Genomic DNA, 13,661 nt, shown 5'->3' on the forward strand with positions numbered 1-13,661 from the left:
GCTATCGGGACTATCGGGATAGCAATAAACTTTGCAATTACACACCAAGTTGGAAGTTCCGCAGGAATTTCCAAAGTAGCGAATAACGAGCAATTACTTATAGCCATTGTTGTAGGGCGTTATTTTTTCATTTTTATTATAGTTTCTGTTTTTCCAGCAGCATATGTTTGCTTTATACTCTCAATATCATCTTTAGCAGCTTCTATAAATTCTGCCATTTGTTCCTGTTGATGTCTAATAAATTCGTCTTTTTGTTTAATCCAAGCTGATGAATTCACAACGATTTCTTTGGCCTCAGATAATGAACACTTCTGATTAGCTCTTACATATACGATACATTCCAAAATTCGACAATTGAGAGATTTCAATTCAGTTAATTTGAGTTCTAATTCAGCTTTTGTAAGCTTATTTTCCTTTTCTGCTAGTTCAGTCAGTTTTTCTATTGTCATTTCCTTTTTTTATTCTTCGAGTCGATTTTTGATTTCCATGGATAATCTTTTAAGATAATCCCTTGCAATTTCTTCTGTTCCAAGCATATCATGAAAAGCTGTTAGTTTTCGTTTCGGATTAATCAGTTCCTCATCAATATCTTCAATTAATACTTTTATATATCTTTTATCATATTCAAGATAGCCCGATGCCATCTGATTTATTTTTTGATGAGATACTTTTTCTTTTTCAAAAATTATCGCGTAAAGAGGAATGGCAAAAGACCAATCTTTTCTACTATCAATTAATGTTTTCCCTTTTTCCTTGGCATAACCTTGTCCACATTTTTTACATTCACTAGAAAGAATAGTATTAGAATCTAGTGAGAAAAGCAATTTAGTTCCGCATTTAAAACAAAAATCTTCCTCCATATTTTTTGTAATTACCTACAATGGTTTTGGCTATGGTTTACTTCGTTAGTTCGATGCTTTAGCGTAGATGTGGAGTTCAGCCGCAATGAGCTATGCATGTTGTTAGCCATAGTATTTTCTTAATTTGTCGGTCGTCATTTTGTCAATGCTAAAACCATTTTGATAGTCTATAACATCAAACATTCTTTTGTCTTTTTTCATAGCAAAATAACAAGCGAAATTATCTCTAACACTCTCTTCTAGATCTTGAAAAACCTTTTCAATAAATTTATCATTATTTTCTATATTCAAATGTTGTTCAATAAAATTGTCCATTTCATTTAGTAGAGACGACAATCCGCTTTCTGTAATTCCAAAAACATTATTATGTCTAAACGAATATGTTTTTGGTGCATAAATAGTAGGATTTCTTCCAATCTCATGTTCTTTAATCCACTTTCTTAACTGTTTAGAACTTACATATGGTAGTATTTCCAATTGAACATATGAACCCGCCATATTACTGTGGGAACTCCAAAAATTTATTTCGATTATTAAATCATTTGATTCTCGCTTTATTTTCGGTCTACCGCCATAATATTTCCATCCTTTTTCTGAATAATATTTGCCAATCAAATGACAAACTTCTTTAAAAATCTCCGAGGGTTTGGTCTCCTCATTGTAGTTTTTCAGTATTGAGTCGTTTTTCAAATGTACTTTCATTTAGAATAAGCTTTGCTTCATGTTTTTAGTTTCGTTTTATCAATTAAACCGCGATTACTTATACACCATGTTATGCATTCGTTTTCATTCTTTGAATGGTTTTTAATAGTAATTTAGAAAGGTGTTTGTTCTTGTCAATTTTTTCTAATTTGGATTCTAACAAAGGAATCATATTTAAATCTCCCAATTCTTCAATAGCTTCGAGAATAAGAGCATCATTATTATCAATGGATTGAAGCTCTTTTTCCAAAATTGACTTTATCTTATTATCTTTTCGGTTGGCTAGTCCATAAATGGCATATTGTCTTAGTACTTTGTGTTGATTCTCTGCGTTCTCCCACAATACTTTTCTGATTTCTGGTGTATCCCAATCGTATTCATGGCTTAAATTCATAATGGCTTCTTCTTTTACTTCCCAATTATTATCTCTGCATATTTCTATAAAATAATCCACAACTAAAGGGTGATTAAAGCCACTGAATACATCCATTAAGCGCAGTTTAAAGCTATCACTTCTTTCTTTCAAGGACAATAAGCTTTTGATTTCCTTATCACCAAGTACATTGAGATTTGAGGTTAATGCAAATAGCAGGATTTCTAAAATTTCTTTTTCATTTTCCGAACTAAGTTTATCAAATAGAAAAGATTTTATTTGTTCCAAATTATATTCAGATTCATATAATTCAGCCATTAAACGAAACCCTGAAATTTTATCTTTTATAGAATTGACATTGCATAAGTAAAGCGCTTTTTGAAAAGATGCTTTTGGAAATCTGTTTGCCAAAGCAGTGATGAATTGCCTTTGTTCTTCATCATTATTGTCGGATAATAGGTTGTCGAATAATTGACTCACTGAAAGTTTTTCTTGGGATACCAACCAACTATTGGTCTTTTTTGGTTCTGAAACTTCTCTTAAAATTCTTCCTTGAGCTATGGTTTTAGTTATAGACACAAAGGCCGGATTTCTACCTTGTTGCCAAAGGTTATTTTTATAAATAACACTAAAATATTGGTAATAAGGATGCTTTAAGCCGTTGTCGATATGTAAGCAATCTAATTCCTTTGGATGATAATCAAAATCAAAATAGCTTAAATCAGAATTAAGCATATTAAGTATTCTGGTTAGTGTTAATCCTTGCCCCAAATCCTTTGAGGGCATTAAAATTTTACCTCTTATTCTAGACTTTCTATAACCTATATAAGACGTAAGAAGCCAAGTGTAATAGATGTCTTTAACATAATGGTCTGATGTCTTGTCTTCTTTTTCGGAACAAGTACAAAATATTAATTTTTCATTTTTAATACACATAGCTTTTGGTCAAATGATGCACAACGCAATCAGCCTTTAATTTATACTTTTATTTTGATGTGACACTAAACCACAATGACGCTATTGCAGCGAACTGGCGTGAGCAAATTGCGGTTATACATTGTTGCGTGCGGGCTATTAATCATTTTCATGATACTTTTTGATTTCATCCCAAGCTTCTTTTCTCCAATGGAAGTGAATAAAGTCGGACGATGAGTTCTGATTGCGTTTTGGTAAATAATTTTGTTTGGTAGAGATGAAAATAAACTTTTGTCCTAAAAGACTGAATTTATTGTAATTTTTAGGATCGATAATTTTAAGTCCATATCTATTAACCCTGTAAACGCCAATTGTCTTTATATCGCTCCAATTTAACAAGTAGTCTTTTGATAATGAACTTTGAATAATTCCTTTTCTTTCAATCCGAATTTTAGTCATATATCCAATTGAAAATAGAACTCCAAGAAACACGAAAATTCCAATAGATATATATAAATAATCTTTATTACCCTCGAAATAATAGTAAATCAAAAATCCAATTCCCAAAACAATAAACAATGTATAGAGAATGTAGATATGAGGACTTTTAAAATTGTTTTTTGTTATCGTCATTTTTTCTGCTTGTGCACAACATATTCGTGTATGGTCCGTTACGTTCACACTAAAGATAGCAAAAGAAACACCTAATGTTCAGAAGCTTTGGTTTACCGAAAGGAAAATCAGAAGCAATGAACTATACACGTTGTAGGCAATAGTTTTTATTCCATCATATTTGTTGTAGCTACTTCTCTATGCAATTTCCATTTTCCATCACTTTTATCTTTTTTAAGAATAGCTAAGAATGTATCATGAATTTCTACTGGCTCACCTTCTGCATTGGTGTAGTACATTGAACTTGTTCCAAAATCATATGCAATACTATCACTTACTATAATCGTTTCCTTCGGCTTCATTATAAGACTGTCATAACTAAAAGAACCTAAAGGTTCATTTCTAAGTCGTTTATATTCTTCCCAAGTCCCACAAATTGGGGTCAATGAAATAATGTCATTGGTCCCAAATTCTTTTAAATCAGCATAGCGCTTTTCTTTAATCGCTAATTGGAATTCTGCACGGGTCTTTTCGATTGATGCTAATTCAGCTTTAATATTTATTTTATCTTTCTCAGTCGAATTCATCTTAGTTTGATCGTTCTTTTCTTCACAAGAAATTAAAAGTAATATCAGAAAAACAAATAATAAACTTTTCATTTTATTTTGGATTTACGGTTTACAATAATTAGTGCCAACGTCTTGTGCATGGCTTGTTGCGGAAACATTCCGATGAAACACTAAAGTAGCAAAATTGCAATGAATTCGCCAATGGTGAATTCCATCGCAATGCGCTATACAAGTTGTTACCATGCGCTTTATGTTTTGTTAAAGAGTCCAATTCCTGCAAATACAAAACCTATTGCACAGATTAGCGCTGATATCATATTTACTTCGGGAAAAGCAAAATACAGAGCATAATCGGCAGCTACTCCTGCCAATATCGCAACGATACACGATGCCAACAAGGCCCAAAATACCCAAACCTTTCCTTTATTAAGTCCTTTCCAAATTGCTATTAGAATCAATAAGTTTAAGGCGGCCACAGATAAATTTGCAAAAAGACCAATAGAATCGACAGTCGCTAGCATCTCCTGACTCATCATTTTGATCTCTTCTTCCCTTAGTATTGCATATAATCCAGGTGGGTGTTTTTCAAAAAAAGGATACTTATCACAACATAAAGTGAAGGAAAAAAATTTAAGCTGCTCCAAAAGCTCAAAATTAGGGAACCTATTTTTAGTTTGTTCATTGTTTATTAATGTATGGTAATGGTCTTTGTGTATGAGTAGTAGCGCCTGCCCGTCGGCAGACAGAGATTTCTACTCACAAACCTTTCGTCCCGATAGTTATCGGGATTGCACTGGCCTTTATTTTATGTTTATACTTTGGTGTTATCACTTAAACCACTATTACTTATAGACATTGTTGGCAGTAGTTAAATTAATAATTGTTATTCCTTAGATTTTTGTGATTCGTTTTTAATGTCTTCTCTTGTAAAACCCAAAAACTGACCTTTTTCATTAATTAAACCTCTCCGTTTACCATATCGTACAGTGACCAGTCCAGTTCCTTCTATACAATAACCATTATCAAAAATTGGTTCAATCACGAATTCTCCTAATTTATTTACAAATCCAATTTTTCCATTTAATTTAACTCTTCCGATGCCTAGTCCACCAAACTTGTCAGCAAATTCAAACTGAGGTTTGATAACAAACTTTCCAGTTTTGTTTATGTAACCGTATTTACCATTTAATTTTACTGGTGTCAAACCAAAATTATCAAAATCGAGATAAGCTATGTCAAATTGTGGTGATACTAGATAATTATCTTTTTTATTGAAATAACCAAATTTTCCATTTTTTTCTACCTTAGAAAAATCGCCTTTAATACAATTATAAATTCTGTCAAATTTAGGTTTAACAACAATTTCACCTTTTTTATTTATAAATCCCCATTTCCCGTTTTGACTTATGCAAGCTAAATTATTATCATAAAAATTATAAGCATTATCAAACTGTGGTTTAATAACAAATTTTCCAGATTTATTTATATAGCCCCACTTACCCTTTAGTTGCACAGCTGCGAGATTATACTTTTCAAAACTCTTAGCATCTTCAAATTGAGGCTTAATTACAAATTCTCCTTTTTTGTTGATATAACCATATTTCCCATTCAACTTTACAGCTACAATAGTAGCTTCCTTAAACTTATAATCATATGCTGCATCAAATTGAGGCTTTATAACAATTTCACCTTGTTTATTTACAAAACCCCATTTCCCATTTTGTCTAAAAGCGGCTAAATCATTCCTAAATCCATTGGTATAATCAAACTGTGGTTGAATTACAACTTCACCTTGCATATTAATATATCCATACTTTCTATTCTGTTCAATTATCATTAAATCAGCAGAAGAACCGAAACCAGTAGATTCAAATTGTGGTTCAGCTATTATTTTCCCTTTATTACTAACAATTCCATATTTCCCATTTTTCTTGACCCTAGCATAACTAGCATTTTCAAAGCTCGTTGCTTTAGTAAACTGTGGCTCAATTACAACTTCTCCTTTTTTATTTACATAGCCAATTTTTCCATTATTTCTAACCTTTGCAACATCTTCTCCTTGAAAAAACCACGCTAATTCAAATTGAGGTTTAATAACAATTTGACCACGTGAATTCATATAACCATATTGATAATTTTCATCATTAAATGGGTATATTTCTTCTGATTCAATGTTTTGATTATTAGAATTTGAGTTTTCTGAATGAATAGTAGTTGTGGATAGAACTTTTGCTTTTTTTATGTTATCTCCATTTTTAGCATCTTGGCTACAAGATAAAGACATATTCAGAATTAATATAAATGTAAATAATCTATTCATAGGGTTCTTTATAATTACTATCAACGGTCTCGTGTATGAGTAGTAGCGGAATTTTATGCAACTACTTTCATACTACAATACAGTTTAATTAAATTAAAAAGCGATTCGAGTTGACACTCAAACCACTATTACTTTTACACCGTGTTAGGGTTAGTTTTTTATCCATTTAATTGAATTTTCCGACATTTTCCTGTAATCATGACCTACGTTTTTAACGGTGTCAATTTTCCAGTTGAATGACCATTCGTTTTGCTCACTTAGCTTCTTGTTTGTATTAAAAAAATTAGTTCCACGTTCAAGTCTGTGTGCGCCTTGTTGCATTGCCAATTCAGTTGTTCTAAAAGTTCCTAAACTTGGGTCATTGTCCTGTTCGCCCAATAGAATAATCAACCTCTTTTTGTACGCCGTTTGTATCTCGTTGTCCAATTTGATGTCTGTTTTTTTGAGTCCATATGGAAATGCAAGATTTTTGTCTGGAAGGCTGTAAAATCCAGCATTTGCCGCAATGGCTGTTCCAATTCGTGATTCGGGCCTAATCATTATCATCCTATGAACGAATTGGCCGCCAGCTGAATGTCCAAAAATGTCGTAATGGCTATTTGTAATATCATTGACCGATTTGATATAGTCGAATATGTTTTCAACTACCGTATAAGCCCATTCGCTTTCTGGGTTTTTAGTTCCGAAAAAGGTAAATAAATTACCCTCTTGATAGTCGTTGGTCGTATACTTTGAAAACTTGTTTTCGAATTCAGGTGCTATTATGAGTAAATTATTGTTTTTAGCTAATTCTACCCAAGCATCGAGGTAGTCATCTGCATTACGTCCTCCACCATGCATTACAAACACTATTTTATCTTGGTCTTTCCAACTTTCGGGTTTGTAAGTCCATACTTTGATTGACTTGCGCTTACTATTCTCATAAGCGTAAATAACAAATGAGTCTTTTCCAACATTTATTTTATTTGACTCGGTAATTTCAGGTCCTTTTGGAAGTACGTACAGATAAATGTAACCACTGACGATTAGCAGAATTAAGAAAGAGAAGGTGTAAATAAGTATTTTCCTTAGCATTCTAAAAAATTTGTTCATTTTGGGAGCTTGTTTTAATTAACCCTAATGGTTTTGTGTATGGCTTGTTGAGGAAATCTGCCAGATTCATGAATACCTTAATATAAAATAGATATGTCATGAATAAAATCATAGCTGATTTTCCGCCGTAACCGAAAGATAGCAAATTGCAATGACACGAGCCACTTTTAGTGGCAAACTGGTGAAGCAATTCCGACTGTGAACACCGAAGCTTTTCAGGCTTCGTAGCCAATCTACTTCGGCGAAGTGGGCTAGCTTAGGTGTGGAATTTCCGAGCAATGAACTATACACGTTATTAGCTACAGTTTTTATTGTTAATAGGATAATCCATTTTGTTCCATGGTTTATAATATCCTAAACCATTTTCATCATCGAGGGTAACCATCCATTCAAATCCACAATTTGAACATTTATAAATATATGTGTCATAATATCCATCAAAATTGCATCCGATTTCGTTCAGATACTTGTGCTTTGGATCTATTTTAAATTTATTTCTGATTGCACACTCGCATTTTGGATAATTTGTGATTTTCTTGAATTCATTGAATTCGATTTTCCGTAAAATATCTCTTAGTTGACTAGTTAACAAAAAAGAGTTTACAAATAATTTATTCTTACCAATGAAGATATTTTTTGAATTCTTTTCATGATAAATATTTAGAAACTGATGGATTGAATCATAGTTAAAATCATTTTTTTTAGATTCTAGCTTTATAATTTTTTTGAATTGCTTATGAATTCTTTTTATTTCATTTACCTGTTCAATCATTTCTAGGTTATCAATTTTGTTCCAATCAATAGCAAGGAGTTCGTATAAAAGTGAAGAAATTTTATTATTCATTGCTTGTGTTCAAAAATTGTAGTTAACGGTCTCGGCTATTAGTAGTTGCGCGTCCCGATCCCGATAGCAATGGGGACTATCGGGATAGCACTTAACTTTACAATTACATACCAAACTGACACGAGCGAAGCGAACTGGCGCAGCAAACCATAAATTTAGCAAAAAGGCTTGACATTTCGACAGTGAACACCGAAGCTTTTCAGCCTTCGTAGCCGATCTACTTCGGCGAAGTGGGCTAGCATAGGTGTGGAATTTCAGCGCAATGAGCTATACACTTGGTTGGCCACAGTTATCTATTTTTTTTAATTGGATGTTTGAGTTATTTCTTTAATTGTATTAATGTCATATCATAAAATAGGGTCTTGTCTTATGTAGAAAGGCAAAACCTTAATTCTATTCGAATTAATATTTAAAACTATAATTATTTTATTCCGACCGAGTTTCGTTGCTACATAACCTAATTCAATCATGATATTAGGACCTAATACATTATCTCTACAGGCACTTTTTAATCTCTTTTTAACAGGAAAGCTTAATTATTAAATAAAAATTTTCTTACATTTATTTGAATGAAATAAGGTAACAATAAGTTCGATTTGAAATAAACTAACATGAAAAGATTTTTAGCTCTACACTTTTTGATATTTTCTTTTATAGTTACTGCTCAATGTCCAACAGGAAGTGTTAGCTTTTACACACAAACGGATATTGATGCGTTTATGCTAAATTATCCAAATTGCGCAGAAATTAGTGGTAATCTCGAGGTATCCAATTATAATAATCTGATTCTCAATTTAAATGGATTGAGCAACATAACTTCGGTAACTGGTAATCTTGCAGTAAGTAATATTCCAGAATCAATGGATTTAACTGGTTTAAATGGCCTTGTTTCTATTGGTGGTAGTTTCACTTTTTCATCCAGTTCTAGTTCTGATTTTAGTGGTTTTGAAAGTTTATTATCTATTGGTGCAAGTTTTGTAATAGAAGATAATGAAAATTTAAATTCATTTAGTGGTTTTAGCAGTTTAGAAAGCATAGGAGGAGAAGTGAGATTGATAGATAATCCACTTTTAAGTACGTTTACTGAATTTGACGCTTTAAATACTATAGGATCTAATCTTATATTTCAAAACGTTGGTTTAAATGAAATTTCTGGTTTCAACGCAGTTGCGACTATTGAAGGTAATGTTAATATTCTTAATAACTCTAATTTAACAGTAATTAGTGGAATGAGTATGGCCAGTCAATTGGAAGGCGAACTTCGTATCATAAATAATGATGCATTGATTAGTTTATCTGGTTTTAACGAACTCGTCTCTATTGATTCAAGTCTTTTCGTCAATGGAAATGACCAGTTAAATCAAATTACTGGCTTAAACTCACTAGAATTAATTGGGTCAGATGTTTATATAGGTTCAAATTCAATCAATAATTTTGAAGGTTTAGATAATCTTCAAGAAATTCAAGGAAGCTTAACTATTACGAGCAACAACGGAATTAGCGATTTGAATGGATTTAATCAGCTGAATAATTTAGCTGGGGATTTGTTTATTTCATCTAATGATTTTGGTAATTTAACTGGTTTTGAAAATCTATTAGAGATAGAAGGAGCTTTGTTTATATTGAATAATTCTATGCAAACATTATCAGGATTTGATAATTTAACAAATGTATCGAATAGAATATGGATTTATAACAACCAAAATATCACGCTCTTAAATGAATTTAACAACCTGATTTCTATTGGGGAATCATTGGTTATTCAGGATAATATGGGGTTAATTGAAACAAGTGGATTTAATGAATTAGTCTCAGTAGGCGAAGAGGTGAAATTTGAATCAAATAATAACCTGATTAGCATTAGTGGCTTTCAGCAATTGGTCTCCGTTGATAAAAGTGTAAACTTTTTTTATAACAATCAACTTTTTGAAATAAGTGGATTTAATAGTTTAACTACAATCAACCAATTTGATGGTAATTCAGGGCTTATTTTTTGGTATAATCCAAATCTAGAAATTATAAGTGGTTTTAATAACCTGATTAATCTTGGGTCTAATTTATTTTTTGGAAGTAGTCTTGGTTTAAATAATATTTCTGGGTTTAATAATTTAGAATCGGCGAAAGTGATAGGTTTTAATAACACAGCTTTATTGAATTTCACTCATTTAAGTAATTTAAGCACAGTTGAAGACAATATATTTATCGGTTATAACAATAATCTTGTTAGCTTAAATGGCTTGGAGAATATTAATTCTGCAATTGGTAATTTAATTATTAATGACAATCCAGTATTAAACAATATAGATGGGGTGGCCAATCTTGGAACTATTTCTGAATTTGTTCGGATTCAATATAATAACACTTTAAGCAATTGCGATATTGAGTCCGTTTGTATTCATTTGGCAAATAATGGCAGTGCAATAATTGAAAGTAATAACTCGGGTTGTAGTAGTGTTAGTGAAGTTTCAAACAATTGTATTTTGTCTGTTGATGATGAGGTGTTTGATACAATTGTTATTTACCCAAATCCTACGGAAGGAATCATAAATATTAGTGGGCATTATTCACAAAGTTATACTATAAAAGTGCATGACGCCTTAGGCAGAGTTGTAATAGAAGAAAGTGGAAAGAGTAAAATAAAAGTTGATTTATCGAATTTAATCAGCGGAGTATATTTAGTTTCTATTCAGGATAGTTTAAGGCATTATTCGGTAAGAATTATAAAACAATAATTTAAGTATATGATGATTCAGTTCAGAATATTATGCAACTGAGGTTAAGCACAGAAAGAACAAGTATTTAGTTCTATAGTGTTACTTCGGGAAGTAGATTAAAGTTTTGTTTTTTTACAGGTATGTATAGAATAAAGGTAGAATCTGATTGATTTTTTACTTTTTCTATAATTTGAACCTCTTTTGTTCAGTTCGATGAGTTTTTTTAGTTGCTTTAATTTCAAACCCAATTATTTCATTAATTCAATCTGAAACTCGGTAGCTTTAAAAGCCACTTCCAAACCTCTTAAATTATGGGTCACGTCAGTTTCAAATTGTTGCCTTAAATCATCAACCAGTGAGGCGATCTTCTCAGAATCTCTCTTTAAAATGGCATATTTCAACCAGATTAATTGGGCCATAATCCTATCTTCTACGGCTAAGCCATCATCCTTAAGAAGCGCTTCAATAGTGGGTTCTATAAGTTCGTCATTATCTAGGAGTTCGTCAAATAGGTATGCATTTACTAAATCGACCTTTTCCAAACTGTTGTAATCGCTTTGGTCCGACATATCCTTACGATAGGTCATTTTATCGTCATTGAGGAAGTACCATCTCGTATAAGAGTCGTTCTCCATTTTTATCTCTTTTTCAAATGTCTTCTTTTGGGGGCTCCAGTTGGTAAAGGCTATTAACAATTCCATATCATCTTTTTTTAAGATGGCCATCTTAATGATATAATTTGCTTTTCCGGGCTTTTTAACTTCAATTTCTAAGGGGCTGTCTTCAGCAACATAAGTCTTTATGGCACTCAGTATTGTCGAAACTTCATCTGCCGTGGCATCCGGAAACAAATTTTCTCTCAGAAACAAGTCGATATATAAATGATGCGTGAGGTAAAAGTCGTCCATTTGAAGATAATTTATGGCTTCCATACCATCTGACTTTATAGTAAACCTTGGCGATTGTGGAAATGCGAAAAATGCGAAGAGAATTAAAACTAAAGTTGCAAGTGTTTTTAGTTGGTTCATGGTTAGTGTTTTTTACAATTAATTATAAGGTAGGCTATTACCCACCAATATAGGCATCTTTTTGATGTGCTTAGGCAGATTGGATGAAATAAAAAGGTCGTTCTATAGCGGCACATAAGTCACGAGCAACGCCTGTATCACAAACAAGACGATAAAGGGAATAAAGAGATAACCTATCACATCCCTGGCCTGTATTTTAAGGCCTTTGCCCATTACAGGGAAGACAATCAATAAAAAGAAAGGTTGTAATAAATTACTCAGGCTTTCACCATAAGCTACTGACATAGAAGCTCTTGCCGTCATCGCCGTGACCTCGCTAGGAGAGAGGTGAGCCCCCAATTCTTGTACCATGGTAATAATGCTCGGACCAACCACAGCAAACTCACCACCAGCAGAAGGAATGGCAAAATTAATGACACCACCCGTAAGGTAGGAGATAAAGGCATAGGATTCTGGTGTCGCTATAGATACCAAGAGTTGGCTGATAATAATTGCCAGACCCGAGGCCTTCATAATGCCCATAATACCTGCATAAAAAGGATATTGAAATAATACACCAGAGATATTACTGCTGGCGCGCTTCATAGCAATACTATAGCGCATCGGCGTGATATGCAATACCATCCCAGCGATTAGGAAAATAAAAATCATGATATTAAGATTAAGCTCAAAACCATAATTGTAGAAATAGTAAATGATATACAGCACACCTAAAAAAGCCACTGATAGTTGCAACCAACCCGCATTGTTGAGCGCATCAGAGAGCGCTTTAAATGGGAGTTTGTATGATAAGGCTTCGTCCTTTACAGAGCCCTCGGCATCATCGAGAGAGGTTTGTAAATCTTTCAATTCCTTGCCGGCAAAGGATTTAGGGATTAAGATCCAAATCAGAATAGGCGATACGACTACAAATAGCAAGGTCATGGCTAGGTTCAAGTTAGAGCCCAAAGTATAGCTCGAGGAAATGGTATGGCTAAGTATGGCATCTTTTATTAAAAAATTATTATCCGTGTTTAAGAGCAAAGCAATAGAACTCGAGAGCCCACAGACCCAACCGTTAAATGAGAAGTACACACAAGCCACCAAAAAAGGGTAGTGGATCCCTTTGATGCGAAGTGCTAATTCACGCCCAAGAATAGAGGTAATTACCACCATCCCAAAGCTTACTAAGGATAATAAGGCACCAAGGGCAATGATAATCATGTAGACCTGTGTAGGAGTCTTAATCCATTTGGCTAAGTGGTCAATCCCTCTTTTTACTGGCCCTGATTGAGCAATGCAATAGGCCGTGATAATGATCAACACGATTTGCATGCCGAAAGAGAGCAGATTCCAGAACCCATCGAACCAGCCTTCTAAGACCAGTATACCTTTGTCTTTTAGTGTGTCTGCGTCAGCAACAAAAAAACCAACCAATCCAGTTAACAAGGTTAATAAAAGAGCAAAGACATAGGCGCTGGGCATATATTTGGTAAAGCCGTCCGTGAATTTCTGACCGAGTTTGGTAATCATATAAAAGTTAGTTGGTACAACGAATATAAACGATTTATAGGAATTGTTTTTTTATGAACTTTTTGTACTCTTAAGAATACGTTAATTAACACTCATGCCAATTTCTTTAACAAGTCCCTA

Annotated in this window: 13 protein-coding genes; 1 reads left to right on the forward strand and 12 read right to left on the reverse strand. The window is 33.0% G+C overall.

The annotated features are described in order from the left end of the window. Positions 1-119: 119 nt before the first annotated feature. From ACO052_RS12120 to ACO052_RS12165, 10 genes are all read right to left on the reverse strand, one after another. Positions 120-449 carry a hypothetical protein gene (locus ACO052_RS12120; protein WP_422104031.1) on the reverse strand — a complete coding sequence of 110 codons (330 nt, stop codon included), beginning with the start codon at positions 447-449 and terminating at the stop codon, positions 120-122. Positions 450-458: 9 nt separating this feature from the next. Continuing rightward, positions 459-860 carry a hypothetical protein gene (locus tag ACO052_RS12125; protein ID WP_422104032.1) on the reverse strand — a complete coding sequence of 134 codons (402 nt, stop codon included), beginning with the start codon at positions 858-860 and terminating at the stop codon, positions 459-461. 102 nt (positions 861-962) lie between these two features. Beyond that, positions 963-1,562 carry a hypothetical protein gene (locus tag ACO052_RS12130; RefSeq protein ID WP_422104033.1) on the reverse strand — a complete coding sequence of 200 codons (600 nt, stop codon included), beginning with the start codon at positions 1,560-1,562 and terminating at the stop codon, positions 963-965. Positions 1,563-1,632: 70 nt separating this feature from the next. Beyond that, positions 1,633-2,871: a hypothetical protein gene (locus tag ACO052_RS12135; protein ID WP_422104034.1), complete on the reverse strand. Its 1,239-nt coding sequence runs from the start codon at positions 2,869-2,871 to the stop codon at positions 1,633-1,635. A gap of 138 nt (positions 2,872-3,009) precedes the next feature. Continuing rightward, entirely contained in the window at positions 3,010-3,309 is a 300-nt protein-coding gene (locus ACO052_RS12140) for a hypothetical protein (protein WP_422104035.1), read from the reverse strand. Between the two features lie 320 nt (positions 3,310-3,629). Next, entirely contained in the window at positions 3,630-4,121 is a 492-nt protein-coding gene (locus ACO052_RS12145; protein WP_422104036.1) for a hypothetical protein, read from the reverse strand. A gap of 158 nt (positions 4,122-4,279) precedes the next feature. Beyond that, on the reverse strand, positions 4,280-4,675 hold the full coding sequence (locus tag ACO052_RS12150; protein ID WP_422104037.1) for a hypothetical protein: 396 nt from the start codon (positions 4,673-4,675) through the stop codon (positions 4,280-4,282). 239 nt (positions 4,676-4,914) lie between these two features. After that, the gene (locus ACO052_RS12155; protein ID WP_422104038.1) at positions 4,915-6,351 is read right to left on the reverse strand and encodes a WG repeat-containing protein; all 1,437 of its coding nucleotides are present in this window, start codon (positions 6,349-6,351) and stop codon (positions 4,915-4,917) included. Positions 6,352-6,501: 150 nt separating this feature from the next. Continuing rightward, positions 6,502-7,443 carry a hypothetical protein gene (locus ACO052_RS12160; protein WP_422104039.1) on the reverse strand — a complete coding sequence of 314 codons (942 nt, stop codon included), beginning with the start codon at positions 7,441-7,443 and terminating at the stop codon, positions 6,502-6,504. A gap of 295 nt (positions 7,444-7,738) precedes the next feature. After that, positions 7,739-8,287 carry a hypothetical protein gene (locus ACO052_RS12165; RefSeq protein ID WP_422104040.1) on the reverse strand — a complete coding sequence of 183 codons (549 nt, stop codon included), beginning with the start codon at positions 8,285-8,287 and terminating at the stop codon, positions 7,739-7,741. 611 nt (positions 8,288-8,898) lie between these two features. Here ACO052_RS12165 and ACO052_RS12170 point away from each other — a divergent pair. Further along, the gene (locus ACO052_RS12170) at positions 8,899-11,019 is read left to right on the forward strand and encodes a T9SS type A sorting domain-containing protein (RefSeq protein ID WP_422104041.1); all 2,121 of its coding nucleotides are present in this window, start codon (positions 8,899-8,901) and stop codon (positions 11,017-11,019) included. A 230-nt stretch (positions 11,020-11,249) separates the two neighbouring features. On the opposite strand, the gene ACO052_RS12175 is transcribed toward ACO052_RS12170, so the two are convergent. Beyond that, positions 11,250-12,029 carry a hypothetical protein gene (locus tag ACO052_RS12175; RefSeq protein WP_422104042.1) on the reverse strand — a complete coding sequence of 260 codons (780 nt, stop codon included), beginning with the start codon at positions 12,027-12,029 and terminating at the stop codon, positions 11,250-11,252. A 102-nt stretch (positions 12,030-12,131) separates the two neighbouring features. Next, a complete protein-coding gene (locus ACO052_RS12180; protein WP_422104043.1) occupies positions 12,132-13,541 on the reverse strand; it encodes a short-chain fatty acid transporter in 1,410 nt (469 codons plus the stop codon). Between the last annotated feature and the right edge of the window lie 120 nt (positions 13,542-13,661).

It is taken from the genome of Winogradskyella sp. (assembly GCF_965228925.1).
Lineage (GTDB): Bacteria > Bacteroidota > Bacteroidia > Flavobacteriales > Flavobacteriaceae > Winogradskyella.